We start from the raw sequence: 25,695 nt of genomic DNA on the forward strand, positions 1-25,695 counted from the left end.
AGCCTGCCATGGTTCCCCTTTCGTTCGCCGGCCAGGAATGGCTCCTGACCAAGGGCCGCGCGCTCTACTGGCCGCGCGAACGCGCGCTGCTGGTCGCCGATCTGCATCTGGAGAAGGGCAGCTTCTTCGCGCGCCACGGCCAGATGGTCCCGCCTTACGACAGCCGCGAGACGCTCGAGCGGGTGGCATTGGCGATCCGCGAAACCGGCGCGCGGCGGGTGATCACGCTGGGCGACAATTTCCACGATTCGGACGGCTCGACCCGGCTCGAACCCTACGCCTGCGGAATGCTCGATGCGCTGACCAGCGCAGTCGATTGGGTGTGGATCACCGGCAATCACGATCCCGACATGGACGCGCGCTGCGGCGGGACGCTGGCCGAGGAGCTCGAGATCGGCGGGATCGTTCTGCGCCACCGCGCGCAGCCGGGCGAGACCCGTCCCGAACTCTCGGGTCATTACCACCCGCGGCTGCATCTCACCGTCCACCGCCGCCACATCCGCCGGCCCTGCGCGGTGGTAAGCAGCAACGACGCGTCCGACGGAACGCCATCGGGGCGGATGATCCTGCCCGCCTTCGGCGCCTATACCGGGGGGATGAATGCCGGCGACCCCGCCATTCTCGAGGCGCTGCAGCCCGCCGAGCGGATCGACGCGGTGGTCCACGCCAGGGACCGCGCAGCGAGCTTCCCGCTATGGCGCAGGGCTGCGTAACCGCCACAGAGCCCGACGAATCTGACCGACACGAACGGAATCCCCTTCCATCGCGGGCGAACAATGCGTATTTGCGCGGCTTGACTACATTCACCATCAAGGAGACAGCCCCATAGCCCGTCCACCACGTCGTTCCATGCAGCCGCCGGTCAAGAGCGGCCCGCGATACGACAATTTCATTCAAGTCCCCAAGGTTCGCGTGATCGATCACGAAGGCGAAAACCTTGGCGTGATGTACACCCGCGAAGCGATGGAGCAGGCCAATGAAATCGGCCTCAATCTCGTCGAAGTGAGTCCCAATGCGGACCCGCCGGTGTGCAAGTTTCTCGATGTCGGCAAGCATCGCTACGAGGCGCAGAAGAAGGCCAACCTCGCACGCAAGACGCAGAAGACCCAGGACATCAAGGAAGTGAAGATGCGTCCCAACATCGACACCCATGATTACGAGGTGAAGATGCGCAACGTCACCAAGTTCATCGAGAACGGCGACAAGGTGAAGATCACCCTGCGATTCCGCGGTCGCGAGATGGCGCATCAGCAATTGGGCATGGATCTGCTCAACCGGGTGCGCGACGATGTCGAGGAAATCGGCAAGGTCGAAGCCTTCCCTCGCCTCGAAGGCCGTCAGATGCTGATGGTGCTCTCGCCGCGCTAACCCTTCCGGCCGGACGCGACGCGCTCCGGCCGACGGGGACCAACGACCGCCGATCCTCGACCAACCCCGCTGTTTCATCGGCGGGCAACATTGCAGTGCCTAAAGGACAGACGTAGCATTGCAAGCAAGGGCGCGGGGAGCGCCGCGACCCGCAAGATCACAGCCCGAGGGGCGATGCGCGGTCCAATGAAAGGGTGCACGATGCGTATCACGATCAAGGCCACCGGCTTCGCAGCGATTCTGGCTGCTGCTGCTCCGACCCTCGCATATTCGCAGGACACCGCCCCCGTCCGCGCGGCACCCGTCGATCAGCGGTTCGACCAGTTCGTCCCGCGCGAGACGACAAGCACGACCAAGCTCGACTACGGCTTCTGGGACGATGCGCTGTCCTTCTTTGTCTTGCGGATGGGGCGCTCGACGCGCGAGGGCGCCAGCCGTCCCGATCCCACGATCGGAACCCGGCGGGTCTACGGCCATGATTCGCGCTACCGGCTGGAAGGCAACCGGGTTCTCTTCGATCTCGTCGATGACGAGGCCTTCACCCCGCTTACCGAATACCGGGCGGATCTCGAGCGGATCGCGACTGAGATAGATATCGCGCAACTGCCGCGCAACGAGCAGCTCGCTTTCTGGCTCAACCTGCACAATGTCGCCATGGTCGAGCAGATCGCCGCCAATTACCCGGTTTCCTCGCCCGGCGAAATCGTGATCGGCGATGCCAGGACACCGCTCGATACCACGCCCTTCATAACCATCCGCGGCGTACCGATGAGCCTGCGCGATATCCGCACCAGGATCGTCTATCCCAACTGGTCGGACCCCAGGGTGTTCTACGGCTTCTTCCGCGGCGATATCGGCGGCCCGTCGATTCGCCGCGAGGCTTTCACCGGACAGAATGTCGCGCAGGAACTCAACGATTCCGCCGATGAATTCGTAAATTCTCTGCGCGGTGTGGAAGCCTACGGCGGTTCGCTGCGCGTATCGGCGCTCTACGAAGAGCTCGCTCCCTTCTACTTCCCGAACTGGAATCGCGATCTGCATGCGCATCTCGCGGTTTATGCCGACGATGAAGTGGCGGAATTGCTTGCTAAATACGACACGATCGAACTCAACCAGTACAATTCGGATGTCGCCGATCTTGCCAAGGGCGAGCGCGAGCCCAGCTACGATTACGTCGAGCAGACCGGCAATCCGACCGGCCTCGCGCTGTCGAGCTCGATCCGCCGCCTGCTGCAGGAACGCGAGCAGAAGATGGAAGAACTCCGCAAGGAGGGCCGCAATTTCCAGATCATCCTGCTGCCCACCGGCGAAACACCCTCAGAAGCGGCGAGCAGCGAAGTCGAATAGCGCATCGGCACTGCACGCCTCCCCGGTTGAATTCTGCCCCGCAAAGGCATAGTTCCCGCGCCAGATTCGGCGTCGGCGGAGAGGCGTTCCTGCGGAGGTTAGGAACGGGTGCCCCCGGCCGCCTCCTGGCTCCCGCCTCCCTGGGAGCAACTCGACAGGAAGGACTGCCGCAATGAGCGACAGCATCATCGATCCCACCACGCCGCGCAAGGCACCCAAACCCGAGGTCACCAAGATCCAGGGCCGACCCTTGAAGCCCTCCACCCTGATGATGGGCCATGGCTACGACCCGGTTCTGTCCGAGGGTAGCCTGAAGCCGCCGATCTTCCTCACCAGCACCTTCGCCTTCGAAAGTGCGGCGGCGGGCAAGCGCCATTTCGAGGGCATCACCGGAAAGCGTCCCGGCGGCGCCGACGGGCTGGTCTATTCGCGCTTCAACGGCCCCAACCAGGAAATCCTCGAGGACCGGCTGGGCATCTGGGACGGCGCAGAGGATGCCTTGAGTTTCTCCAGCGGCATGACCGCGATTACCGTGCTGATGCTCGCCTATGCCAGCCAGAACGACGTCATCGTCCATTCGGGCCCGCTCTACGCAGCGAGCGAAGGCTTCGTCGCCAAGGTGCTGGCCAAGTTCGGGGTGAAATACGTCGATTTCCCCGCGGGCGCGACCCGCGAGCAGATCGACGCAGTGCTCGACAAGGCCAAGGGGATGGCCGCCGAGAGCGGCGGCAAGGTGTGCATGGTCTATCTCGAAAGCCCGGGCAATCCGACCAATGCGCTGGTCGATATCGAGGCGGTGCGCGATGCCCGCGATGCCGCGCTGGGCCCCGACTGCCCGATCGCGATCGACAACACCTTCCTCGGCCCGCTGTGGCAGCGCCCGCTCGATCATGGCGCGGATATCGTGGTCTATTCGCTGACCAAATATGTCGGCGGCCATTCGGACCTCGTCGCGGGCTCGATCGCCGGCGCGCGCAAATGGATGGATCCGGTGCGATCGCTGCGCAACACCATGGGCGGCATCTGCGATCCCAACACCGCCTGGATGCTGTTGCGCTCGCTCGAGACGGTGGAACTGCGGATGCAGCGCGCGGGCGAGAACGCCGCCAAGGTCTGCGAATTTCTCGCCAAGCACCCCAAGGTCGATGGTCTCGGCTATCTCGGGATGATCGAGGATGCCCGCCAGCAGGACATTTACGATCGCCACTGCCTGGGCGCGGGCTCGACCTTCTCGGTGTTCATCAAGGGCGGCGAGGCAGAGTGCTTCCGCTTCCTCGACAATCTCACCATCGCCAAGCTCGCGGTGAGCTTGGGCGGAACCGAGACCCTGGCCAGCCACCCGGCCTCCATGACGCATCTCTCGGTGGCCGAGGGACGTAGGGCCGAACTCGGGATTTCGGACAATCTGGTGCGGATCTCGGTGGGGATCGAGGACGCCGACGATCTGATCGCCGATTTCGAACAGGCGCTCGAGCACGTTTGAAACGATGTTCAGTACCGCCGGGGTGCTTGAACGAAGCTTCACTCCCGTCGAGGAGGGGTACCTCTACTACCCCTCCCGATGGAGCCACGGATATCTGGTGAGACCGGACGAGTACAAGGCACTGATCTACGATTGGCAGCGCGTCGCCGGTTGGAAAGGAATTTTGAGCCTCGTCGGATTTCTGTCCGTAGCGCTGCTTGTGGGCATGGCGATGATTTATTGGCTCGGGCTGGACGAGTGGGCAAACACGGCCCTCAGTCTCGGACTGGCAACCGCCCTGGTTTGCTATCCGATCTGGAAAAGCACTGCTACCAATCGCCTGATCCGCAGCAGAGAGCCGGCTGTTCCGCCGCGATCTTCTAGGGCTGCTGACGATGCGATGGGCAGAGCGCTGGGACGCCCCATGGCGCTGTGGCTGGCATACTTTCGCTTGTCGCATTGGGATGGGCGATTGCCTTTGCAGCGGTGACCCCCCTTTGGGGTATTCCCGCAGCAATCTTTTTTGCGATCCTTGCCTTTTTCAACCTACGCATCGCCGTCCGTGCATTCCGTTCGTAGCCCAAGACGATCGGTTTTCAGGGTTGCGCCGCGACGCTGCCCGCCGGCACTGGTGGCTCGGCGTAGCGGTGTGGGGATGCGCGAGGTGGCCAAGCACGCCCGTCTCGCACCGGAGGGCTGCTGGTTTCAGAGCGGGTTCATGCACCTGCATGTCGGCATCGATCCGGCCGTTACGATCCGCGAGACCCGATACGCGCGGCTGTCTATCGGCGGCCCCGTCGGCAACCGGATCGAGTTGATGCAACGGCTGTAGGCGAGACTGGACCCTATTCTCCGTCCGCCCCCACCCGCCGTACCGGAACGGGGATGTTGCAGATATCCGCGCCGCCCGCGGGCACGATGAAGAAGGGATCGCGCCGGTTGGCGCGCGCCTCGGTATAGCGCGCGAAGCTCTCGCTCTCGGTGGAGAGGTATTCGAAGCGCGGCTGCTCGGCGGCGGGCAGGTCGCTCGCGACGCGGATCGACTGGATCGGGATGCGCTGAGCAGGGTCCTCGTAGAACCCCAGTGCACCCGTGCCGCGCGGCAGGCTGGAGAGATGCTCGATCCCTTCGATGACCCGCCCGACCAGCGCGATGTTGCGGTCGAGATGGCGCGGCGCATGGCCGATCACCGTGTAGAGTTCCGCGCCCGAACCAGTATCGGGCGACATGCCCCGCCCGACGCCGACCATGCCGTAGCAATGGGCGGGCCAGAATGCGTCCGGGTTTGTCGCGAAGGGCCAGCCATCCGAGAAGCCGGTTCTTTGCGCATAGCTGTCCGATTGGTAGCGACCGACGATTGCATATTGATTGTGCACCGGGTCGTATCTTGTGGAGCCGGAATGGGCGGCAATTGCCTTGGAATACCGCTCGCTGAACCCGCGCATCGCTCTGCTCAGACTGGCTCCACCGGGACTTTCGCGCACAACGGTGTATTCGGTTTCATCCATCTCCCGCAGCCCCTCAGGCAACGGCTTCGCCGGACCATCGGCCTCGGGATTGTCGTGATTCGGATCGCCCCACTGGACGACGTAATTGTCCTGCACTCGGTTGACGCTGATCCCGTCGTACCAGCCGGCGCGGGCGAGGGTGCGGATGTTCTCGACCCAGCCCTGCGAGAAGGGTGGCGGCATCAGCTGGAACACGACTTCGCGCGCGCTGCCATCGGCGTCCGGCGCCAGCGTCATCACCAGCAGATCGTCGGGCGCGATCCGCATCCAGTCCTGTGGCGCGGCGGCCGCGACTATCTCGCCCGGCGAGGCCGCAGCTTGGGGCGGCGCCTCCTGTGCGGCGAGCGGCGAGGTAAGCGTGAGGGCGGCGAGCGCGGATACGGCGGTTCGGATCATGGCGCGAAGCTGGCATGGAACGCACCTGCGCACAATCGCCAATGCCGGGACGGGGAGACCGACGGGACCGTTCTTCGTCCACGCCTCCAACCGCCGCGCGCACGCCTTGCGCAAGCCAGCCAAGCCGTCTAGAGGCGCGCCTTCCCAGCCGGGTATGCGGAGCGGTGGCCGAGTGGTCGAAGGCGCACGCCTGGAAAGTGTGTATAGGTCAAAAGCCTATCGTGGGTTCGAATCCCACCCGCTCCGCCAAGACCCTGTTCTCCATTCTTCATCGATGACTAAGCTAAGCCAATGGTTGGATGGCTTTATGAGGTGCTTCGGAAGAATGGCCAACAGCTGCTGCAATTCTTTGGCGAGGACGATGATGATCCGCTCTCGTCGTCGGTCTTGAGCTTCGGCGCCGGTCTGCCGCGATCGATCCGGCTTGGGCGGGATAAGGAATATCCGAGAAGAGGCCCGATAGTTTCCCGACCCGCTTCACCAGTCGCTGCAACCGAAACCTGTTCAGGCTTTCGCCTCTGCAGATCGAGACATCGGCCCCTGCTGCAGTGTCTCAGCAGACCATGGGGCCTTGCGCGAAGCGACCTCGCGACGCCATCTTCAGGGAAGCGTCAATCGGACCCTCAAGGAGAGAGCCAGCGCGTCCTTGGTCCTCGGATCGCCTCCCGGTCGGCGGATGTACTGAATGTCGGGCTGAAGGGTCATGAAGGGGGCGACGAGGTCGGAATACGTCAACTCGAAGCCCACTTCGTCCTCTCCACCGGTTGCGCTGCCCTCGGAGACGAGCAGATGATAATCGCTGGTCAGAAGACCGCGGTTGATGCCGAATGCAAACTGCCCGTCCGGCCTGCCAGCAATAGGAGCCGGCCATAGACCTCCGATCTGCCAGCCTCCGCGGAAAGGGGTGGTCTCTCCATCGGAAAATCCGACGCGGGCAAACAGGTGCAACGGTTCTGCGCGCCCTATCGAGATCGGCTGCTCGACAAGAATGTATCCACCCTGGGCGATCTCACCGTGCCGGTCGTGCTCGCCTTCTGACAGAAGGAAGCGAGGCTGCCGCTTCGTGTACCGCCAGAACCCGGCAGCCAGCTTGCCCGTCCTCGTCCATCCTGCTTCGCCGATCAGGAGCAGGCCGTCCTTCATCCGGACGTCGATGCCGTCGGGATCGCCGAGAACGCCCGCCTTGGCATTGACCGTCGCGGCCTGAACATAGCCGTCCTTGCCGACTGCGACACGCAGGCGAGCAGTCAAAGCCGTCGAAGGAAAGATCGATGGTCCATTAGGGCCGGTCGCGGCCAGCTCCGAACCGATGCCGAACGCAGGCCCAATCAGGAGCGATGCAGCTTCGTTCTGATAAAATTCCGCATTCAAGTCGGCGAGGCCAAGAAGCAGTCGGACCCTTTCCTCCGCGAAGCTCTGCTCAATCCATAATTGGTAGAGCTTGGAGCGATCCTCATCGACTTCGATGTTGTTGATACCCTGGATCGTCCCGGCGAGCTCGTTTGGGCGGCCGCTTCGATTGCTTAGCAGGTGAATGCGAGCGCGTGCTCCCTTCCATCCAGCGAGTTCACTCAGATCGGCGTCGACGGCCACCTCCAGATTGTCCGTTGCGCGGACGCCTTCCTCAAGTCCCCCATCGACGATACCCACCAAGTCGGCAGTGTAGAGGGCGCTGAGATCCAGCCCGGGCACGGCGGGTGCTTCACGCGAGGCGGCTGGGGAGGCGGGAAGCAGCGCTGCAGCGAGCAGCAGGGCACAACACCTGATCTTGTTCTTCACGGAAGTGCTCGGCCTTTGGAGAGGTGATACAGCCAGCTTCCGCAGCGGACCTGACCAAGCCATTATAGAACAACCGAACGCTCCTGCTGTGCGACGCATGGATATCGTCCGCACCAAGGCTTCGGGTGACTGGACGGAGATCTAGAGGAGAGTTTGCACACGGCTAGCGAGCGTAGATACGGACGTGCGCGGCTCTAGCGAGCCGCGGTTTCTCTGCGGCGGCGCGGTGCCGAGCGAACGCACCTGCTGGCAAGAGAGGTCGAACCTACAGCGCTCCGGACGTGTGCGCTGTTTGTTGCAACGGGAGATCCGCAATTCAGACGGCAGAGCTGAAGCGCCGGTTCGACTCGCGCCGATAGGGATCGAAAAGCGCTGCGATGGTTCTCGCATAGGGCAGGCCCTCGGGAGCGATCGCGAGGCGTACGCCATTGAGCGAAGCGAGTTTGCGTTCGAGGAACGGCGCCAGACTGTCGCAGACTTCCGACAGCAGAGCGCGCGAAACATCCGCGCCGCCCGAGCAGAGCAGGCTCTCGATGATCCTTCCGCGCCTCTGGTCCTCGCCGGACCGGGCGATCCCCCGGGCGGCGGCGAGCTGTCCCTGCGTCGCCATCATCCGGTAACGGCCGCTGTTTTTTTCGTTTTGTGCCAGCAATTGCGGGAATGCGCTGATCGCCGAGGCGCCCAGTCCGATCACATTGGGTGCGTCGTCGTCGGTGAATCCCTGGAAGTTGCGATGGAGCGTTCCAGCAAGAGCGGCAGCGGCCAGCGGATCGCCGGCCCGCGCGAAATGGTCGAAACCCACGGGTTCGTAGCCATGCGTGCACAGATGGGTGAAGCCTAGCTGCGCCATTTCGAACCGCTCCGCCTGGTCGGGCATATCGCTGATATCGATAACCCGCTGACGCGGCACGAGATGAGGCACATGCGCATAACCGAACAGGGCAATCCGGTCGGCACCCAGCGCCTGCGTGCGCCGCAGGCTGTCGAGCAGATCCTCGCGCGTCTGGCGGGGTAGCCCGTACATCAGATCGAAGTTCAGCGAGGTGACGCCCGCGGCTCTCAACCATTCGGTGCCTTGCCGGATCAGCTCTTCGGACTGAATCCGTCCGATGGTGGCCTGGCAATGCGGTGCGAAGGTCTGCACTCCGAGGCTGGCACGCTCGATACCAACCTCTTGGATCGTATCGGCCCATCGGCGAGTCATGCTGCGCGGATCGAGTTCGATGGACATGACCGGATCGGCAAGCCCGAAGCGCAGCGCGAGGGTGTCGACCAGCCGCGCGAAATCCGCCGGCGCGATCGCATTGGGGCTCCCCCCGCCAAAGGCCACACGGGCGATCCGGGTGCCCTCAGGCAAAAGCGCCGAGACCGTCTCGATCTCGGTTTGCAAGGCGGATAGGTAGGATTCGACACGGCTCCTTCGCCCTACCGCGCCGGTGTTGCACCCGCAGTAGAAACAGATTGCCTCGCAGAACGGAATGTGGACGTAGAGCGACACGTTTCCCTCTACGCTCTCTAACGCCGTTCGATAGGCGTCGGATTCGATCGCCGCGAATTCGGCCGCGGTCGGAAAGCTGGTATAGCGGGGGACGGGGGTTGCGAGCAGGTCTGGATGGTAGGGCCACATGCCGCCTTTGAAGCGCAAGCACGCAGCCGCGTCATTGCGCTGGATCAATCGGACTCAATCCGGCTCGTCTTCCTCGTCGATCAGCACCCGATTGGCGGCGCCATCGAGATCCTCGAACTGGCCGTCGCGCATCGCCCAGAAGAAGAACGCCAGCCCGGCGGCCCCCATGCCCAGCGCGATCGGGATCAGGAAGGCGAGAATGCTCATGCCTGCGGCACCTTTGCCGCACCGGCCAGCCGCAGCGAATTGCCGACCACGACCAGCGAACTGAGCGACATGGCGACGGCGGCGATCAGCGGCGTGACCAGGCCGGAAATCGCCAGCGGCACGGCCAGAATATTGTAGCCGATCGCAAAGCCGAAATTCTGTCGCACGACCGCCATCGTCCGGCGGGCAACCCTGATCGCCAGCGCTATCGGCATGAGGTTTTCGCCGATGAAGACCGCATCAGCGGCCTGTCGGCTGGCGTCGCTCGCGGTGCCGGGGGCGATCGAGGCATGGGCGGCGGCCAGCGCGGGTCCGTCGTTGAGCCCGTCGCCGACCATCAGCGGGCGGTGACCGGCACGCTTGAGGTCATCGAGCACCGCGAGCTTTTCCGCCGGTTTCATCGCTCCCGAACCCTCGATACCCAATTCGGCGGCGACCCCGGCGACTGCAGCCGGGTCGTCTCCGGATATGATCGCCGAGCGCAGGCCGAGCGACTCGAGAGCCGAGAGGGTGGTCTTGGCATCGGAGCGCGATTGATCCTCGAAGCCGACGATCCGGATGGCTTCGCCGATGCGCAGAGCCACACTCGTCCTCGAAGTCGGGACGGCGGGCCGTTCGAGCGCGACATCGATCTCGCGCCAGCGCCCGGTTACGCCTTCGCCGCCGACCTCGCGCACATCGGACAGCTCCGCCGGCGCGACCCGCATCGCCGTGAGCGATCTGGCGAGACCGAGGCTGAGCGGATGGCGGCTCTGCTGCGCCAGCGCCAGAGCGATGCTCTTCGCCTCTTGGTCGAGGCCGGCGACATCCGCGCGCAGTTCTCCCAGGGTCAGCGTTCCCGTCTTGTCGAACAGCGCAGTATCGACTTCTGCTAGCCGTTCCAGAGCGCTGCCGTCCTTCACCAGCAAACCCTTGCGGATCAAAGCGCCCGAAGCCACCACCTGAGCAGCTGGCACCGCCAGCCCCATCGCGCACGGGCAGGTGATGATCAGCACCGCGATCGCGATCACCAGCGACTGGTGCCATCCGGCCCCTGCGATCATCCAGCCTACGAACGCAATTGCGGCGAGCGAATGCACCGCCGGGGCATAGAGACGCGAGGCACGGTCGGCGATGCGGACGTAGCGGCTGCGCGACTGTCCCGCTTCATCCATCAGTCGGGCGATACCGGCGAGGGCGGTATCGTCGGCCACGGCGGTCACCCGCACCCGGATCGGCTCGAGCAGATTGATTGCCCCGGCAAGGATCGGATCGCCTTCGCAAGCCTGTTCGGGAACGCTTTCCCCGGTGAGCATCGAATTGTCGATCGTGGCGCTCCCGTGTTCGATGATACCGTCGGCGGCCAGAGCTTCGCCCGCAGCCACCAGCATGACCATTCCGGGCTCGAGCCGGTCCGCTGCTATCCGGACGATCGTTCCATCCGGCTGGATCACCCCGGCGCTGCGTCCCATTCGGCCGAGCAGCGCGCCGATGCCCGCCCGGGTCCGATTGCGCATGGTCGCATCGAGCGCCCGACCGGCGAGCAGGAAGAACAGCAGCATCACGGCGCTGTCGAAATATGCGTGCGGTCCCCCTTGGATCGTCTCGTAGATACTCAGCGCGGTGGCCAGCAGCACCCCGATCGAAATCGGCACGTCCATGTTGGTTCGCCGGTAGCGCAGCGCCATCGCCGCCGAGGCGAAGAAGGGCCGGCCGGAATAGGCTACGACGGGCAGGGCGATCAGCGCGGACAGCCAGTGGAACAACTCGCGCGTCACGCCGCTCAGCCCGGACCAGATGCTGACCGACAGCAGCATGATATTCATCATGCCGAAGCCCGCCACCGCCAGAGCGCGGAGCAGCATCTTGGTCTCGCGGTCGTCCTGCGCCAGCGGATTGTCCACCGCCGCTTGCGCTTCGAAGCCGAGCTGGCGCAGGGCGCCGATCAGTGATTTCTCGTCGAGCGAGGGGGAATGGCGGACTGCAACCCGCTTGGCCGAGAAATTCACGCGCGCGGCCTCGATACCCGCTATGTCACCCAGTCCTCGCTCTATCTTGGCGATACATCCGGCGCAGCGCATGCCCGGGACGGTGAAGCGCGTGTCGACAAGCACCGCCCGGTCGAACGAGGCGAGGCTCGCATGTGCATTCATTGGATCCGGCTCTCGCCGACCCAACGCCGGTCCGCGTCTTCGATGATGAGCCGGACGATCCAGCGCCCTTCGGCCACCGGATCTGTCGATACGAAAACTCCCGGTGCCGATGCTCCGAAGGCCAGTCCGGTCTGCTGCGGATCACCCAATGGCCGGCGAAGTAGTGCCGAAACCCTCGCTTCGCTGGGAACGCCCTGCGTAGTGACGAGCACATGACCATCGTCGCCTCGATCGACTGCGGCCGACCATCCGAGAGCTTCCTGCTCGCGCGCCGCATCCAGCCAACCGTTGAACTTCTGGCTCGCAACATAGGAATTCTTCACGACGACGCCGCCGAAACCCTGTGTGGCCAGGCTGGCCATGAACAGGTTGACCGTGACCACCACGCCGAACCACCCCAGCAGGATCGCGGTGAAGTGCCGACCGGTGAACTCTCGTTTCATGACTCGTCTCCCGGGGCCGAGAAGTGCGTCTCGGCAGTGTCGCTCTCGCGCTGCTCGTCGAGCGAAGTGACACGGAAGGCGAACTCCTGCCCTACCGTTCCTTCGGGCACCATGACATAGGCGCGCACGGTCCGGATCTGATCGGCGGGAACGGTGACGGTCTGCCTTGCGGCGGCATCGTCGCGTCGGATGGTATCCGACCACATCACCGCGCCGGACAGCCCCTCGATTCCTATTTCCATGTCTCGCGGGCGGCTTTCCATATTGCGCAGCCGGAGCGTGTAGGAATTGCGGATCGAGCCGTCGCTCATCAACATGAAGGGCGGATTGCGATCGGGCGAAACGGTCAGCTCGGTATGGCTGCGCACCCCGAGCGCAAACAGCAGCGCCAGTCCGATCGAGCCCCAGATGAGGAAATAGGCGATCGTGCGCGGCCGCAGCAGCGCCTTCCAGACCGGTCGCGGCTCCTCGCCTCTGGCCTCGCGTTCGCTGTCCTCCAGCGTGGCGTAGTCGATCAGCCCGCGCGGGCGGCCCACTTCGGCCATCACCTTGTCGCAGGCGTCGATGCACAGCGCGCAGGTGATGCAACCCACCTGCGGCCCTTCGCGGATGTCGATCCCGGTGGGGCAGACCGCCACGCATTGCAGGCAATCGATGCAGTCGCCGAAATGCTCGGGATCCTTGTTCGCCTTCTTGACGCTGCCGCGCGGTTCCCCGCGCCAGTCCTTGTAGGTCACCATCAGCGATTTCTCGTCGAGCATCGCGGTCTGGATGCGCGGCCATGGGCACATGTAGATGCACACCTGCTCGCGCATGAAGCCGCCCAGAGCGAAGGTGGTGAAGGTGAGGATCGCCACGGTGATATAGGCGACCGGCGCGGCCTCCCCGCTGAAGAAATTGCCGAACAGGGTGGGCGCATCGGCGAAATAGAGAATCCACGCACCCCCGGTCAGCAAGCTGATCAGCAGATAGATCGACCATTTGAACCCGCGCCGGGCGATCTTGCCGAGGCTCCACGGCGCGGCGTCGAGCCGGATGCGGGCGTTGCGATCGCCATCGACGAAACGGTCGATATGCTGGAAAAGATCGGTCCAGACGGTTTGCGGGCAGGCGTAGCCGCACCAAGCGCGCCCGACTGCGCTCGTCACCAGGAAGAGGCCGAGCCCGGCCATGATCAGCAGCCCCGCGACGAAATAGAATTCGTGCGGCCAGATTTCGATGCCGAACATGTAGAAGCGGCGGTTGGCGAGATCGATCAGGACGGCCTGATCGGGGGCGTAGGGGCCGCGGTCCCAGCGTATCCACGGAGTGATGTAGTAGATCGCCAGAGTGACGATCATCATGGCCCATTTGAAACGGCGGAAGGGTCCATCGATCCGTTTGTTGTGGACCTGCTTGCTCTTTTCGAACAGCTTGGTCGGCAGGTGCTCGCGCGCCGGCTCGTGCGGCTCGTGGCGCTTGCCCGTTGCGTCGGGGCCGGCGACCGCGCTGGAGACGGGATCGTCTGTTTTGGCGATCCCGTCCTCGACTACGATGTCCTTGTCGTCACGGGGTTTCATCGACTTGCACCACCGGGTTCTCGGCGACCTCCACGAAGTCCTCGCCTCCCCCCAGCGAATGAACATAGGCCGCCAGCATCTTGATGGTGACCGGATCCAGCCTGCCGCCCCAGGCGGGCATCATGCCCATGCGCGGCTGCAGGATCTGTCTGGCGATAGCCTCGCGACTGCTGCCGCGCAGCCATATGGCATCGTTCAGCGCCGGTGCTCCCACCGCGCGCACGCCTTCGCCCTGCATTCCGTGGCATGCCGCGCAATTGTCGGCAAAGAGCTGGGCCCCCACCCGGTTGCCCTGGGCCTTGCCGCTCAGCGACAGCACATGGTCGACGACCGCATCCAGCTGCGCGGGTTCGAACGCCCCCTCGAAAGGCGGCATCACGCTAGTACGGGTCTCCTCGTCATGCGCTTCGCGGATGCCGTGGACCAAGGTGTATTCGATGGCGCGCAGGTCGCCGCCCCACAGCCAGGCATCGTCGTTGAGATTGGGATAGCCGAGTTCCTGGCTGCCCGCGGCGCCCGCGCCATGGCACTGGACGCAATTGACCTTGAAAGCCGCCGCGCCGCCCGCGACCGCCTGCGCCATCAGGGCACTGTCGTCGGGCAGACGCTCGATCGGAATGCGCGAGAGCCGTTCGCGGACCCCGGCCTGCGCCAGTTCGGCGGCGCTCAGCTCCTCGGCGAGTTGGCCGCGGCTGCTCCAACCGAGCACTCCGTCGGTTGCCTTCTCCAGCATCGGCCAGGCCGGGTAGAGGACGACGTAGACCAGGCTCCAGGCGATCGTGGCATAGAAGATCCACAGCCACCAGCGCGGCATCGGAGTGTCGAGCTCCTCGATCCCGTCCCACTCGTGCCCGACGGTTTCGGTGCCGGTCGCTTCGTCGATCCGCTTATTCACCATCGTGATCGTCCTCGAAGATGGAATGGCGCGCCGCATCTACATGACGCCGCGAACCGGGCCGGAACGGCCAGGCGCACAGGGCAATGAACACCGCGAACATGATGATCAGGAAGTGGCTGTCGGCGAAGTGGCGCAATTGCTCGTAGAAGCTCATCGTCCCGTCTCCTCGGCCAGCTCTTCCTGCGCTGCGGCGCTGCTGAAATCGACCAGCGTGCCGAGCATCTGGAGATAGGCGACCAGCGCATCCATCTCGGTCAGCCGATCGGGGTTGCCGTCGAAATCGCGGATATTCGTCTTGGGATAGCGCTCGGCGAGATCCCCAGGATCGACATCGGGGTTGGCCTGCGCGACGATGTCGTTGAGCGCGAGTTCGATGTCCCGGTCGGAATAGGGCACCCCGACGCGGCGCAGCGCCACCAGGGTCGCCGCCGGGTCGTCGATCGCGAGTTCGGTGTCGAGCAGGAAGCCGTATTGCGGCATGACGCTCTCTGGCACCACGCTCTGCGGGTTCTCGAGGTGCTGGACGTGCCACTCGTCCGAATAGCGTCCGCCGACCCGCGCCAGATCGGGCCCGGTACGCTTGGAGCCCCATTGGAACGGATGATCGTACATGCTCTCGGCTGCCAGGCTGTAATGGCCATAGCGTTCGACCTCGTCGCGGAACGGGCGGACCATCTGGCTGTGGCAGGAGTAGCAGCCCTCGCGGATGTAGATGTCGCGCCCCGCCTGCTCGAGTGGAGTATAGGGCCGCATTCCCTCGACTTCCTCGATGGTGTTGTCGACCCAGAACAGCGGCGCGATCTCGACGATACCGCCGATGGCGACAGCGATGAAGGTCCCGACCGCAAGCAGGGTGATGTTGCGCTCGAGCTTCTTGTGCGCCTTGACTGTCGCCGAGACGTCCGGCGGCTCGTTCGCCAGGTCCTTGTCGTCCGGCAGGTTGGATTGGGTGCTCATTGGTTCGGCCTTCAATTCGCGGTGGCGACGAACGGGCGGTCTTGTTCCGCGTCGTAGGCAGCGTCGCTCATCGGCTGCTCCTCACGCAGTTTCCCGGCGAGTGTCATCCAGATGTTGTAGGTCATGACGAGGGCGCCGGTGAGATAGAGCAGCCCGCCGAAAGCGCGCAGAACATACATCTCGAACAGCGCTGCGACCGTGTCCGCGAAGCTGTTCACCAGATAGCCGTCCGGCCCGTACTCGCGCCACATCAGCCCCTGGGTGATCCCGGCCACCCACATGCTTGCGGCGTAGAAGACGATCCCCACCGTTGCGAGCCAGAAGTGCCAGTTGATCATCCGCAGCGAATACATCCGCTCGCGCTTCCACAACCGCGGGACGAGGTAGTAGAGCGCGGCAAAGGTGATCATCCCGTTCCAGCCCAGCGCTCCGGCGTGGACGTGGCCGATCGTCCAGTCGGTGTAGTGGGACAGTGAGTTGACCGCCTTGATGCTTAGCATCGGGCCTTCGAAGGTCGCCATGCCATAGAACGCCAGCGCCATCACCATCATGCGGATGATCGGGTCGGTCCTCACCTTGTCCCACGCGCCGTTGAGCGTCATCAATCCGTTGATCATGCCGCCCCAGCTGGGCATCCACAGCATCACCGAGAACACCATGCCCAGCGTCTGCGCCCAGTCGGGCAGCGCGGTGTAGTGGAGGTGATGCGGGCCGGCCCAGATGTAGAGGAAGATCAGCGACCAGAAATGGATGATCGACAGGCGGTAGGAATAGATCGGTCGCTCGGCCTGCTTGGGCACGAAGTAATACATCATCGCGAGAAAGCCGGCGGTCAGGAAGAAGCCGACCGCGTTGTGGCCGTACCACCATTGGGTGAGGGCATCCTGGACCCCGGCAAAGGCGCTGTAGCTGCGCGATCCGACCAGGCTCACCGGCATCGCCAGATTGTTGACGATATGCAGCATTGCGATCGTGATGATGAAAGCGAGATAGAACCAATTGGCGACGTAGATATGCGGTTCTTTGCGCTTCAGGATCGTGCCGATGAAGACGGCCGCATAGGCCACCCAGACGATCGTCAGCCAGATATCGACATACCATTCCGGCTCGGCATATTCGCGGCTCTGGGTGATCCCGAGCAGATAGCCGCTGGCTGCCAGCACGATGAACATCTGGTAGCCCCAGAACACGAAGCGGGCGAGGCTGGGAAACGCAAGCTGCGCGCGGCAGGTGCGCTGGACGACGTAGAAGCTCGTCGCAATCAGCGCATTGCCGCCGAAAGCGAAGATCACCGCCGAAGTGTGCAGCGGGCGCAAGCGGCCGAAGTTGAAATAGGGCTGGAAATTGAGCTCGGGGAAGGCAAGCTGGAGCGCGATCAGCAGGCCGGCGAGCAATCCTGCCAGCCCCCAGAAGGTCGTCGCCAGGACGCCCCAGCGAACGACGTCGTCATCGTAGCGCGAAGGCCCTTCCGGCATGCGGAAGAAGCCTTGCGCCTTGCCCACCGGATCGAAGCGCGACGCGCTCATCCACATGAGCACGAAAGCGACGGTGGCGACGATCCAGGCGTGCGCCGCAAATCCGCTGTCCACTGCAGTGGCTGCAGCGACGATCGCCAGCACCAACACCGCGAACCACAGGCCTACGCGGCCAAGCGCAGCTTCCACTTGCATGAGTTTCTCCGTCCAATGGAATGGCGTCTATGGCGCGGTGCAGCAGGCTGCATTGATCCATCTCAAATTGGGGAAATATTTAGGCGGCTGACGAAAGGTGGCCGGCGCGCGCCTGCAAACTCGCGTTGTCGCAGAGGTGGACCACCGAGCGCCCCGAAGTTTCGATCAGACCCGCTTCGCGCAATTCCGTCAATTGACGGCTGATCGTCTCGATCGTCAGCCCGAGGCTGTCCGCCATGTCGCGGCGCGACATCGGCAGGTGCAGCAGACAGCCGCCTTCCTGCGGCATTCCGATCCGCCCGGCCATGCTGACGAGGAAGCTCGCCACTCTTTCCTGAGCGGTCTTGCGTCCGAGCGCGATAGATTTCTCGCGGCTGCGAGCCAGCGAGGCGAGCACACGCTCGAGGACTTCGTTCAACAGGCCGGGTTCGCTCCGCGCCAGTCCCAGGAATTCGGCGGCCGCAAAGGCGATCAGCTCGCAATCCTGCAATGCGCACAGGGTATAGGAATGTGCGCCTCGCGCCGGAACGGAAACCAGATCGCCTTCGAAATGAAACGCGACGACCTGCTCGCGACCCCCTGAGGCATGGGCCACGAGCTTGGTCGCGCCTCGCGCCACGAATACGATCTGGTTTTGGTCGCCATCCGCAAGCACGGCCTCTCCCGCTGTTGCTCTGGCATAGCGGCCCATTGCCTGGAGCTGCAGATAGGCTGCATCCGTCATATCCTGCGCAAGTATCGCTTGTGCGAATAACTCGAACAATTCGGGAAAGGTCGTTGTCGACGAAGTCCGATGGCGCTGCATGGGCGACATATGCGGGCCGAAAACCTGCCGGTCATTGATCCCGGTCAATGAACTCTCTGCGGATCGGCGCGATTGAGCGCGCGTCGATGCAAGCGAATGGGCCGCACGGGGCGGCCACTGCATCGCCAGGACAGGAATATGAGAACTTCAGCCTTGGTCGGCGCTTTGATGCTTGGCGCTTCGCTTCTTCCTGCAACGGCCGCCGCCCAGGAGCGCAGCGGTTCCGTGCAGGTCAAGGCGTTCGCCACCGCTGTATTGCCCGACGGCAAAATCAGCGAAGTTGAAACCGATATCGTCGGGCTGCCCGCGGCAACCCAGACCGAAGCAAACGACAATGTCGTGCCGACCGTTGCCATCGAATATTTCCTGAGCGAGAACCTCTCGCTCGAAACGATCTGTTGCCTGACGCAGCACGATGTCGATGCGATCAGCGGCTTGCCAGGCGCCGAACTGGTTGCCGATGCGAAACTGATCCCGGCGACGATCACCGCGAAGTACCATTTCGATCTGGGCGCCGCCAAACCCTACATCGGTGCGGGAGCTGCCTATTTCATCTTCCTGGGCGAGGATCCCGGCGCCGCCACGCTGCCGCTCGGCGTGACCGATTTCGACCTCTCTGACGAGTTCGGGCTGGCGCTTCAGGCTGGCGTCGACGTTCCCCTGAACGATCGCGGTCTCGGCATCAGCCTCGATGCCAAGCGCTATTTCATCGACACAACGGCACGCTGGTTCGTCGGCGACACGGTAGCGATCCAGACCGAACACCAACTCGACCCCTGGGTCGTCAGCGCGGGGCTGGCCTACCGGTTCTAAGCAACCGCAACGGCATCGCGATAGCTAGCGGGTGCGAGCCTCCAGAGCGTCTCGCCGGAGGATCGCGATCTCCCTGCGGCCGAGCACTTCGACCAAGCCTTCGTTCTTCATCCTGGTAAACTGGCGGCTGACGGTCTCGATCGTCAGTCCCAGCACGTCGGCGATCTGCTGGCGGGACAGCGGCAGGGTCAGCATGCGGGGAGCGCCTTCGCCAAAGGGCCCGCAGGCATCGGGAGCCAGGCGATCGGCGGTTTCGAGCAGAAAGCTCGCCAGCTTCTGTTCGGCGTTCATCCGCCCGAGCAACAGCATCCAGCGGCGGGTGCGATCGAGTTCGGTCAGGGTCCGTTCGAGCAATTTGTGCTCCAGCCGCGGGTGTTCGCGAGCAAAGCGGTCGAACTCGCCACGCGGAAATACGCAGACTTGCGTCTTCGTCAGGGCTTCCGCGCCATAGGGCGTGGTCTGCCCGAAAGGCCGACCGAGGAAGTCCGAGGAATACACCAGACCGAGAATCTGCTCCTTCCCATCGGCAGTCTGAGCGGACAGTTTCATCACGCCCTCGACCACATTCGCGACGAGAACGGCATCCTCGCCTTCCCACAGCAGCCGCTCGCCCTGTTCCAGGTGCATGGGGCGGCCGATGTTGTTCAGAAGCCCGATCTCGTCTTCGTCGAGATCGGCGCAGATCGCCCGATTGCGCACCGTACATGCCTGACAGAAATTCATAGGGATCGCATTCGGTTCGGTTGATCTCTCATAGCGAAAAACAGGCGCTGAGGCTCCAGGTTGAAGGGTTTGACGGTGGTTCGGAATGGATCGGAAATGATCCGCTCGACGCGTTTCCAGCTGATGCTCGCTCTTTTCTCGCCCTATGGGCCGAGCGATCGCGCGAAACTGCGACTTCAGGTGCTGCCTAGCATATCAACGCCAGGGCTGGCTACGGGAACGCGCTATCGCTCTCCTTTCCCACCGCAGAACCCCGGCCCAAAACGGTTGCGAATGATTTGCATTAGCTCTAGAGGCGCTCCGACTTGATTCGGGAGCCAAAATGAAACGTGCAGTTCTGCTTCTCGGCGCCGCCAGCGCCTTGGCCATTTCTTCTCATGCATCGGCACAGACCAGCCAGGCTGCGGACGACCCGCAGAACGAAGACGAGACGATCGTCGTTTCAGCGGCCCGAACCCAGCTGCCTGCGAGTGCATTGCCGCTCACGATCGATGTGATCGACCGGGAACAGCTGGCGCGACAGGTGCAGATCTCCGGCTCCACCGTCGATGCCGTATCGGCCCTGCTGCCCTCGTTCTCGCCCACTCGGGAAAAGCTGACGGGTTCGGGCGAAAGCCTGCGCGGGCGCTCGCCGCTCTACGCTATCAACGGCATCCCGCAATCGACGCCGGTGCGAGACGGCTCGCGCGATGGCTACACTATCGATCCCTTCTTCATCGATCGAGTCGAGGTGATCTACGGCTCCAATGCGCTGCAGGGCATCGGCGCGACCGGCGGCGTGGTCAATCAGGTGACGGTCGGCGCCCCGGCAAGCGACGGAATCACCTCGCGAGCACTGGCGCAGGTCACCGCGTCAGATAGCTTCGCCGGCGAAGGGATCGGAGCCAAACTCGGCTCGCTGATCGGCTACCGGGCAGGCGGTTTCGATGCCAGTATTGGTGCCACGGTCGAACGCCGCGGCACATTCTTCGACGGCGCCGGCAACCGCATCGGGGTCGATGGGACTCAGGGCGAGTTGCAGGACAGCGACAGCTGGTCGGTCTTCGCCCGGTTCGGCTACGATTTATCGCCAAGCACACGTCTCGAACTGGTAGCCAACCGCTTCGAATTGGAAGGCAATGCGAATTACGTCCTCGTCCCGGGGGATCGAGCGGCAGGCATTCCAGCCACCAGCGAGCGCGGCGCGACGCCTGGCGATCCGCCCTCCAACACCGCAGAACTGCTTTCCGCGTCGCTGACCGACAGCAATCTGGCGGGTGGTACGTTCATTCTGCAGGCTTTCTACAGCCGGACGGACGACGTGTTCGGTGGCGGGGTGTTCGGTACGTTCCAAGACCCGCGGATCGATCCGTCGAGGACATTGTTCGATCAGTCGGCCAACCAGTCGCGCAAACTGGGCGGCAAGGTCAGCTACGAGCGCGGGGTGCCGGGCTTCGAGGATCTGGTCGTCACCGTCGGTGCCGATGCTCTGTTCGACCGGACCCAGCAGATCTTGGCGCAGACCGACCGGGTCTGGGTCCCCGAGACCGATTTTCGCAGCATCGCCCCGTTCGTGCAGGGCAACCTTTCACTTGCGGGCGATCTGGTGCGCCTGGCGGGCGGGCTGCGCTACGAGAACGTCGAACTTTCCGTCGGCGACTATGAAACGCTCTTCAGCTACGGACCGGTACAGGTGGCGGGCGGCAACCCATCGTTCGAGGATCTGCTGTGGAATGCGGGACTGATCGTCGAGCCTATCGACGGTCTGCGTGCCTATGGCAGCTACGCCGAAGGCTTCACGATCGCCGACGTCGGCCGCATCCTGCGAGGGATAAGCCAGCCCAACGTCGACATCGACGATTTCCTCTCGCTCGAACCGGTCGTCTCGAACAATCGCGAGCTCGGCCTGGAATACGATCGCGGAACGCTCACGGCATCGGCCAGCTATTTCTGGTCGACGAGCGATTTCGGTTCGTTGCTGGTGCTGCGCAACGACGTGTTCGAGGTCGAGCGGCAACCGATCGAGATCGAAGGCTTCGAAACAAGCCTTGCCTGGCGGACGCCGATTTCCGGGCTTTCGTTGAGCGGGGGCTATGCCGCGCTGGAAGGCCGCACCGACGGCGATGGCGACGGCTTAGTCGACGAGGACCTCGACGGCGCGAACATTTCGCCCGACCGGGTCAACCTCGCCGCCGATTATGCTCGCGGGCCGCTCAGCGCCCGCTTGCAGGCGCGCATGTATCTTTCCCGGGAGTTCAACGATGTCGCGACGGCGACCGATTTCGAGGGCTACACGCTGCTGGACGCCTTCGTCGCCTATGAAACCGACATCGGCGAATTCTCGTTGGCTGCCCAGAACCTTACCGATGAGTATTACGTGACCTACGACAGCGACACGGTTCGTGTCACCGATGACAGTCGCTTCTATGCAGGCCGTGGTCGCACGTTCACCCTGGGCTGGCGCGGCACCTTCTGATGCGGGTGGTTTCGCTGATGCATCGTTGGGCGGGTGCCGTTGCGGGCCTCCTCCTAGCGGTGATCGGCCTCTCGGGCGTGGCACTGGTGTGGGAGGAAAGCTGGATCGCCCTGCCTGGTGCGAGCGATGCTCTCGATCGCGATCCCGCTGCCCTCGGGCAGGCGATCGAAGCGGCGCTAGCGCAAGGCGTCTCGCTCAGCCGGATCACTTTCGCCAGCGAGGAGATGGCCTTGCATCAGGCGATCGACCTCGATGGCGGCGGGGCCTATCTGAACCAGGCAGGAGAGGTGGTCGACAGGTGGGAGACCATGTGGGGCCGACCGGAGCTGTGGCTGTTCGACCTGCACCACTATCTGTTCCTGGGCGAAGGCGGAAAGACCGTCACCGGCATTCTCGGTGTGCTGTTGCTGGCATTCACCGTGACCGGCCTGATCCTCTGGTGGCGGACGCGCCGGACGTTCAAATTTCGTCTGTGGCCGGCGCGGATGACCAAAAGCGCTATCGTTCGCCAGCACCGCGATATCGGCACTGTCGCTTCTCCGCTGCTGCTGCTTCTCGCCTTCACCGGCACCATGATGGTCTTCCCGCAAATCTCCAGCTGGATACTCGCCCCGGTCGCAAAGAGCGAGCAAGCGCCTGATATCCCAATCACTGTGAACAGCCCCGATCGCGATACCGATTGGTCTCTTCTGATGGTGAGAGCGCAGGCCGCTTTTCCCGAGGCCGCGCCCCGCCGCCTGATGTTGCCCGGCGATCCCGGTGCTCCGATCGCTCTGCGGCTGAAACAGCCTTTCGAGTGGACACCCAATGGACGAACCTATGTCTATCTCGACCCGGCGAGCGGAGATATCTTTGCCACGGTCGATCCAGCCGAGGGCGATACGGCGTCGGCCATCACCGAGAAGTACTATCCCGTTCACGCCGGCAAGGTCGGCGGGTTCTTCTGGCGTCTTCTGCTAACGGCCGGCGGGCTGGTTCTCGTCCTGCTCGGCTGCCTGGCGACATGGAGCTTCTGGTTCGCAGGGAAGGGGCGCTCGCGGCAGTTCCGGGAGCCCAGCGGCAGGCATGAACACCCTGCCCTGCCGCAGCCGCAAAAGCAGACCGGCAGCTGACGGCTCCAGCCGCTGCGTTGAAGCGGTCATACGGCTTCGAACCTGTGCTCTTGGCCTGCACTCGATCCTCGCTGCTCTTGACTGGCGCAGCCGACCGGTTCCAGCTGCCAACTCACAGGAGTTAGCGGACGGAGGGAGAGTATGGTGCTGACGGTCGATCTTGTAAGACAGGGTGCGATCCGATGGGGCAATAGGACCGCCATGGAATGCGGAGCTGCGAAACTCAGTTTCGGACGGGTCGATCGTCTCGCCAACCGTTTCGCCAATGCGCTGATCGGGCGGGGGCTGGCGCCGCAGGAGGCCGTCGGGCTCCTCGTGGACAACGGCCCGTTTTCCGTTTCCCTCGACTTCGGCTGCCTCAAGGCCCGGGCGATACGGGTGCCGCTCAATTCTCGCCTCTCGCAGGCCGAGCACCGCGCGATGCTGGAACAGACGCGGCCGCGCTTCCTGATCGCGAGCGCCAATCTTCGCGACCGAGCGGAAGCTTTGGCAGAGCATCTGCAGGGAATGGAGGTGCTCTGCCTGGGGGAAGAAGCTGCCGCAGAGCCCGGTTGGATCACGACGGCTGCGGACGGCGATCCGCTGCTCGCGACGCCGCCCGACGATATCGTCCTTGCGCTGTTCACATCCGGGACCACCGGAACGCTCAAGGCGGCGCAACATAGCCAGGCGAGCTATGCGGGGATCTGCACGAACATTCTCGCCAATCTGGTGTCTCCGAACCGCGGCGATGCCATGATTCACGCCGCCTCGCTGATCCATGCAAGCGGCACCTTCGTGCTCCCGTTCTGGCTGCGCGGGGGCCGGTCAATCGTGCTCGAGAAGTTCGACCCGGAGAGCTATCTCGGCGATGCTGCGGAATATGGTGCCACCCACGCCAATGTGGTGCCGACGATGCTCCAGATGCTGCTCGCGCACAGTCGCAGCCAAGATCCGGGGTCCTTGCGCAACGTGATCTACGGCGCCTCGCCCATGCCGCGGCCGGTGATGATGGATGCGCTGGAGCGTTGGGGCCCGATTTTCACGCAATATTACGGCCAGACCGAAGCGCCGCTCGCCCTCGCGGTTCTGTCGCCGCAAGATCACGTCGGGCCCGATGCCCCGCTGTCGGCCTGTGGTCAGGTCTCGGTCGATGTGTCGCTCAAGCTTGTGAACGAGACCGGCGAAGTCGTGGGCGCCGGCGAAGTCGGTGAAATCGCGGTTGCAGGACCGATGGTGCACAAAGGTTATCTCGATGCCCCGCAGCTCGAACGCGAGACAAGGCTTGCGGACGGCTTCCTGCGGACCCGAGACATGGGTCGGTTCGACGAACGCGGCTTTCTGCATCTGGTCGATCGCACCAGCGATATGATCGTCAGCGGAGGCTACAACGTCTATCCCCGCGAAGTGGAGGATGCGCTTCTCGATCATCCCGCCGTAGCGGAATGTGCGGTGGTCGGCGCTCCCGATCCAAAATGGGTCGAGACCGTATGCGCATTCATCGTAGCTGTTCCGGGACGACGCCCGGCGGATCGGGAAGTCAGCGAATGGGTCCGGCAGCGCCTCGCGCCTCACAAGGCTCCGAGGCGGATCGAATGGGTCGAGTCACTGCCCAAGAGCGCGGTCGGCAAGGTTTTGCGGCGCGAACTGCGCGACCGGTTGAGGAGCAACACCGATGACGAATAGCGTACTGATCGAGCGATCGGGCCAGGTGTGGGTGGTGACGATCGACCGACCCGAGCGGCGCAATGCAGTGGACCGTGAAACCGCCGCAGCGCTTGCCGATGCATTCCGCGCCTTCGACGCGGACCCCGAAGCGGCGGTGGCCGTGCTAACTGGAGCTGGGGGCACCTTCTGCGCGGGCGCCGATCTGCAAAGCTTCGCGCAAGGCGAAGGCAACCGGGTGAGTGCACAGGGCGACGGGCCGATGGGGCCCACGCGGCTTGCGCTGACAAAGCCGGTGATCGCAGCCGTGGCGGGTCACGCGGTAGCCGGCGGGCTCGAGTTGGCCTGCTGGTGCGATCTTCGGGTGGTCGAGCAGGACGCCGTCTTGGGGGTGTTCTGTCGCCGCTGGGGCGTGCCGCTGATCGACGGCGGCACGGTGCGCCTGCCCCGGATCGTTGGTCGCAGCCGAGCGCTCGACATGATCCTGACAGGACGACCGGTCGGCGCCGATGAAGCCAAGGAAATGGGCCTCGCCAACCGTGTGGTCCCGACCGGGCGGGCGCGGGAGGAAGCGATCTCGCTTGCGCGGGATATCGCCCGCTTTCCCCAGGCGACCATGCGATCCGATCGGCAGTCGCTTTACCTGGGCGAAGCTCTCGCGCTCGACGATGCGATCGCGACAGAGTTCGAGCTGGGCGTCGGCAATCTCGAAGAGGGGCGCGTCGGCGCCGCCCGCTTCACCTCTGGGCGCGGGCGGTCAGGAGGCTTCGACGACATCTAGCGCCGTGCA

Annotated in this window: 24 protein-coding genes and 1 tRNA gene; 12 read left to right on the top strand and 13 right to left on the bottom strand. The window is 63.9% G+C overall.

Translation table 11 applies throughout. The features are described from left to right. The first annotated feature begins 8 nt into the window (after positions 1-8). From pdeM to Q9K01_RS03885, 6 genes are all read left to right on the top strand, one after another. Positions 9-713, top strand: coding sequence for a ligase-associated DNA damage response endonuclease PdeM (gene pdeM, locus Q9K01_RS03860; protein WP_305928877.1), 705 nt, complete (start codon positions 9-11; stop codon positions 711-713). A 136-nt stretch (positions 714-849) separates the two neighbouring features. Further along, positions 850-1,368: a translation initiation factor IF-3 gene (gene infC / locus Q9K01_RS03865; RefSeq protein WP_305928878.1), complete on the top strand. Its 519-nt coding sequence runs from the start codon at positions 850-852 to the stop codon at positions 1,366-1,368. A gap of 201 nt (positions 1,369-1,569) precedes the next feature. Then, positions 1,570-2,715 (top strand): DUF547 domain-containing protein, encoded by a 1,146-nt coding sequence (locus tag Q9K01_RS03870; protein WP_305928879.1) that lies wholly within the window; start codon positions 1,570-1,572, stop codon positions 2,713-2,715. Positions 2,716-2,887: 172 nt separating this feature from the next. Beyond that, positions 2,888-4,198 (top strand): cystathionine gamma-synthase family protein, encoded by a 1,311-nt coding sequence (locus Q9K01_RS03875; RefSeq protein ID WP_305928880.1) that lies wholly within the window; start codon positions 2,888-2,890, stop codon positions 4,196-4,198. Positions 4,199-4,202: 4 nt separating this feature from the next. Beyond that, complete coding sequence (locus Q9K01_RS03880; protein ID WP_305928881.1) at positions 4,203-4,667, top strand: hypothetical protein; 465 nt, start codon at positions 4,203-4,205, stop codon at positions 4,665-4,667. A gap of 174 nt (positions 4,668-4,841) precedes the next feature. Then, the gene (locus Q9K01_RS03885) at positions 4,842-5,009 is read left to right on the top strand and encodes a hypothetical protein (RefSeq protein ID WP_305928882.1); all 168 of its coding nucleotides are present in this window, start codon (positions 4,842-4,844) and stop codon (positions 5,007-5,009) included. A gap of 13 nt (positions 5,010-5,022) precedes the next feature. Here Q9K01_RS03885 and Q9K01_RS03890 read toward each other — a convergent pair whose 3' ends face one another. After that, positions 5,023-6,081: a peptidylprolyl isomerase gene (locus Q9K01_RS03890; protein ID WP_305928883.1), complete on the bottom strand. Its 1,059-nt coding sequence runs from the start codon at positions 6,079-6,081 to the stop codon at positions 5,023-5,025. Between the two features lie 158 nt (positions 6,082-6,239). Here Q9K01_RS03890 and Q9K01_RS03895 point away from each other — a divergent pair. Then, positions 6,240-6,330: transfer RNA gene (locus tag Q9K01_RS03895), tRNA-Ser, on the top strand. 351 nt (positions 6,331-6,681) lie between these two features. On the opposite strand, the gene Q9K01_RS03900 is transcribed toward Q9K01_RS03895, so the two are convergent. The 11 genes from Q9K01_RS03900 to Q9K01_RS03950 all read right to left on the bottom strand — a co-directional run bounded on the left by Q9K01_RS03900 (position 6,682) and on the right by Q9K01_RS03950 (position 18,077). Next, positions 6,682-7,860 (bottom strand): carbohydrate porin, encoded by a 1,179-nt coding sequence (locus Q9K01_RS03900; protein WP_305928884.1) that lies wholly within the window; start codon positions 7,858-7,860, stop codon positions 6,682-6,684. Between the two features lie 316 nt (positions 7,861-8,176). Beyond that, positions 8,177-9,487: an oxygen-independent coproporphyrinogen III oxidase gene (gene hemN, locus Q9K01_RS03905; protein ID WP_305928885.1), complete on the bottom strand. Its 1,311-nt coding sequence runs from the start codon at positions 9,485-9,487 to the stop codon at positions 8,177-8,179. 54 nt (positions 9,488-9,541) lie between these two features. Further along, positions 9,542-9,694 carry a cbb3-type cytochrome oxidase assembly protein CcoS gene (gene ccoS, locus Q9K01_RS03910; protein WP_305928886.1) on the bottom strand — a complete coding sequence of 51 codons (153 nt, stop codon included), beginning with the start codon at positions 9,692-9,694 and terminating at the stop codon, positions 9,542-9,544. Further along, positions 9,691-11,826, bottom strand: a complete 2,136-nt coding sequence (locus Q9K01_RS03915) for a heavy metal translocating P-type ATPase (protein ID WP_305928887.1) — start codon at positions 11,824-11,826, stop codon at positions 9,691-9,693. Before Q9K01_RS03915 ends, ccoS begins: the two co-directional genes overlap by 4 nt. Next, complete coding sequence (locus Q9K01_RS03920) at positions 11,823-12,269, bottom strand: FixH family protein (RefSeq protein ID WP_305928888.1); 447 nt, start codon at positions 12,267-12,269, stop codon at positions 11,823-11,825. The genes Q9K01_RS03915 and Q9K01_RS03920 overlap by 4 nt, the downstream gene beginning before the upstream one ends. After that, positions 12,266-13,828, bottom strand: a complete 1,563-nt coding sequence (ccoG, locus tag Q9K01_RS03925; RefSeq protein ID WP_305928889.1) for a cytochrome c oxidase accessory protein CcoG — start codon at positions 13,826-13,828, stop codon at positions 12,266-12,268. Before ccoG ends, Q9K01_RS03920 begins: the two co-directional genes overlap by 4 nt. Then, complete coding sequence (ccoP, locus tag Q9K01_RS03930; protein WP_305928890.1) at positions 13,815-14,726, bottom strand: cytochrome-c oxidase, cbb3-type subunit III; 912 nt, start codon at positions 14,724-14,726, stop codon at positions 13,815-13,817. The genes ccoG and ccoP overlap by 14 nt, the downstream gene beginning before the upstream one ends. After that, positions 14,716-14,880: a cbb3-type cytochrome c oxidase subunit 3 gene (locus tag Q9K01_RS03935; RefSeq protein WP_305928891.1), complete on the bottom strand. Its 165-nt coding sequence runs from the start codon at positions 14,878-14,880 to the stop codon at positions 14,716-14,718. The genes ccoP and Q9K01_RS03935 overlap by 11 nt, the downstream gene beginning before the upstream one ends. After that, entirely contained in the window at positions 14,877-15,683 is an 807-nt protein-coding gene (gene ccoO / locus Q9K01_RS03940; protein ID WP_305928892.1) for a cytochrome-c oxidase, cbb3-type subunit II, read from the bottom strand. The genes Q9K01_RS03935 and ccoO overlap by 4 nt, the downstream gene beginning before the upstream one ends. 11 nt (positions 15,684-15,694) lie before the next feature. Further along, positions 15,695-17,353 carry a cytochrome-c oxidase, cbb3-type subunit I gene (gene ccoN, locus Q9K01_RS03945; RefSeq protein ID WP_422785284.1) on the bottom strand — a complete coding sequence of 553 codons (1,659 nt, stop codon included), beginning with the start codon at positions 17,351-17,353 and terminating at the stop codon, positions 15,695-15,697. Positions 17,354-17,432: 79 nt separating this feature from the next. Next, entirely contained in the window at positions 17,433-18,077 is a 645-nt protein-coding gene (locus Q9K01_RS03950) for a Crp/Fnr family transcriptional regulator (protein WP_305928893.1), read from the bottom strand. A gap of 219 nt (positions 18,078-18,296) precedes the next feature. Here Q9K01_RS03950 and Q9K01_RS03955 point away from each other — a divergent pair, with 219 nt between their 5' ends. Continuing rightward, the gene (locus Q9K01_RS03955) at positions 18,297-18,971 is read left to right on the top strand and encodes an OmpW/AlkL family protein (RefSeq protein ID WP_305928894.1); all 675 of its coding nucleotides are present in this window, start codon (positions 18,297-18,299) and stop codon (positions 18,969-18,971) included. 24 nt (positions 18,972-18,995) lie between these two features. Here Q9K01_RS03955 and Q9K01_RS03960 read toward each other — a convergent pair whose 3' ends face one another. Beyond that, positions 18,996-19,694: a Crp/Fnr family transcriptional regulator gene (locus Q9K01_RS03960; protein WP_305928895.1), complete on the bottom strand. Its 699-nt coding sequence runs from the start codon at positions 19,692-19,694 to the stop codon at positions 18,996-18,998. Positions 19,695-20,016: 322 nt separating this feature from the next. Between Q9K01_RS03960 and Q9K01_RS03965 the strand changes: the two genes are divergently transcribed. From Q9K01_RS03965 to Q9K01_RS03980, 4 genes are all read left to right on the top strand, one after another. After that, the gene (locus tag Q9K01_RS03965; protein WP_305928896.1) at positions 20,017-22,149 is read left to right on the top strand and encodes a TonB-dependent receptor; all 2,133 of its coding nucleotides are present in this window, start codon (positions 20,017-20,019) and stop codon (positions 22,147-22,149) included. Positions 22,150-22,166: 17 nt separating this feature from the next. Continuing rightward, positions 22,167-23,261 (top strand): PepSY-associated TM helix domain-containing protein, encoded by a 1,095-nt coding sequence (locus Q9K01_RS03970; RefSeq protein ID WP_305928897.1) that lies wholly within the window; start codon positions 22,167-22,169, stop codon positions 23,259-23,261. Positions 23,262-23,402: 141 nt separating this feature from the next. Continuing rightward, on the top strand, positions 23,403-24,926 hold the full coding sequence (locus Q9K01_RS03975) for a class I adenylate-forming enzyme family protein (RefSeq protein WP_305928898.1): 1,524 nt from the start codon (positions 23,403-23,405) through the stop codon (positions 24,924-24,926). After that, positions 24,916-25,686: a crotonase/enoyl-CoA hydratase family protein gene (locus Q9K01_RS03980; RefSeq protein WP_305928899.1), complete on the top strand. Its 771-nt coding sequence runs from the start codon at positions 24,916-24,918 to the stop codon at positions 25,684-25,686. The genes Q9K01_RS03975 and Q9K01_RS03980 overlap by 11 nt, the downstream gene beginning before the upstream one ends. The last annotated feature ends 9 nt before the right edge of the window (positions 25,687-25,695 follow it).

Origin of the sequence: Qipengyuania benthica, assembly GCF_030717865.1 — a bacterium.
Taxonomy (GTDB): Bacteria; Pseudomonadota; Alphaproteobacteria; order Sphingomonadales; family Sphingomonadaceae; genus Qipengyuania; species Qipengyuania benthica.

Excerpts from the sequence above, each read along its gene's own strand:
- Q9K01_RS03880 (WP_305928881.1), top strand. The coding sequence starts at position 4,203 with ATGTTCAGTACCGCCGGGGTGCTTGAACGAAGCTTCACTCCCGTCGAG.
- hemN (WP_305928885.1), bottom strand. The coding sequence starts at position 9,487 with ATGTGGCCCTACCATCCAGACCTGCTCGCAACCCCCGTCCCCCGCTAT.
- ccoO (WP_305928892.1), bottom strand. The coding sequence starts at position 15,683 with ATGAGCACCCAATCCAACCTGCCGGACGACAAGGACCTGGCGAACGAG.
- ccoS (WP_305928886.1), bottom strand. The coding sequence starts at position 9,694 with ATGAGCATTCTCGCCTTCCTGATCCCGATCGCGCTGGGCATGGGGGCC.
- Q9K01_RS03875 (WP_305928880.1), top strand. The coding sequence starts at position 2,888 with ATGAGCGACAGCATCATCGATCCCACCACGCCGCGCAAGGCACCCAAA.
- Q9K01_RS03935 (WP_305928891.1), bottom strand. The coding sequence starts at position 14,880 with ATGAGCTTCTACGAGCAATTGCGCCACTTCGCCGACAGCCACTTCCTG.
- Q9K01_RS03970 (WP_305928897.1), top strand. The coding sequence starts at position 22,167 with ATGCATCGTTGGGCGGGTGCCGTTGCGGGCCTCCTCCTAGCGGTGATC.
- Q9K01_RS03870 (WP_305928879.1), top strand. The coding sequence starts at position 1,570 with ATGCGTATCACGATCAAGGCCACCGGCTTCGCAGCGATTCTGGCTGCT.
- Q9K01_RS03965 (WP_305928896.1), top strand. The coding sequence starts at position 20,017 with ATGAAACGTGCAGTTCTGCTTCTCGGCGCCGCCAGCGCCTTGGCCATT.
- Q9K01_RS03955 (WP_305928894.1), top strand. The coding sequence starts at position 18,297 with ATGAGAACTTCAGCCTTGGTCGGCGCTTTGATGCTTGGCGCTTCGCTT.
- ccoN (WP_422785284.1), bottom strand. The coding sequence starts at position 17,353 with ATGCAAGTGGAAGCTGCGCTTGGCCGCGTAGGCCTGTGGTTCGCGGTG.
- Q9K01_RS03915 (WP_305928887.1), bottom strand. The coding sequence starts at position 11,826 with ATGAATGCACATGCGAGCCTCGCCTCGTTCGACCGGGCGGTGCTTGTC.
- ccoG (WP_305928889.1), bottom strand. The coding sequence starts at position 13,828 with ATGAAACCCCGTGACGACAAGGACATCGTAGTCGAGGACGGGATCGCC.
- Q9K01_RS03920 (WP_305928888.1), bottom strand. The coding sequence starts at position 12,269 with ATGAAACGAGAGTTCACCGGTCGGCACTTCACCGCGATCCTGCTGGGG.
- Q9K01_RS03890 (WP_305928883.1), bottom strand. The coding sequence starts at position 6,081 with ATGATCCGAACCGCCGTATCCGCGCTCGCCGCCCTCACGCTTACCTCG.
- pdeM (WP_305928877.1), top strand. The coding sequence starts at position 9 with ATGGTTCCCCTTTCGTTCGCCGGCCAGGAATGGCTCCTGACCAAGGGC.
- Q9K01_RS03975 (WP_305928898.1), top strand. The coding sequence starts at position 23,403 with ATGGTGCTGACGGTCGATCTTGTAAGACAGGGTGCGATCCGATGGGGC.
- Q9K01_RS03980 (WP_305928899.1), top strand. The coding sequence starts at position 24,916 with ATGACGAATAGCGTACTGATCGAGCGATCGGGCCAGGTGTGGGTGGTG.
- Q9K01_RS03960 (WP_305928895.1), bottom strand. The coding sequence starts at position 19,694 with ATGAATTTCTGTCAGGCATGTACGGTGCGCAATCGGGCGATCTGCGCC.
- Q9K01_RS03950 (WP_305928893.1), bottom strand. The coding sequence starts at position 18,077 with ATGACGGATGCAGCCTATCTGCAGCTCCAGGCAATGGGCCGCTATGCC.
- infC (WP_305928878.1), top strand. The coding sequence starts at position 850 with ATGCAGCCGCCGGTCAAGAGCGGCCCGCGATACGACAATTTCATTCAA.
- ccoP (WP_305928890.1), bottom strand. The coding sequence starts at position 14,726 with ATGGTGAATAAGCGGATCGACGAAGCGACCGGCACCGAAACCGTCGGG.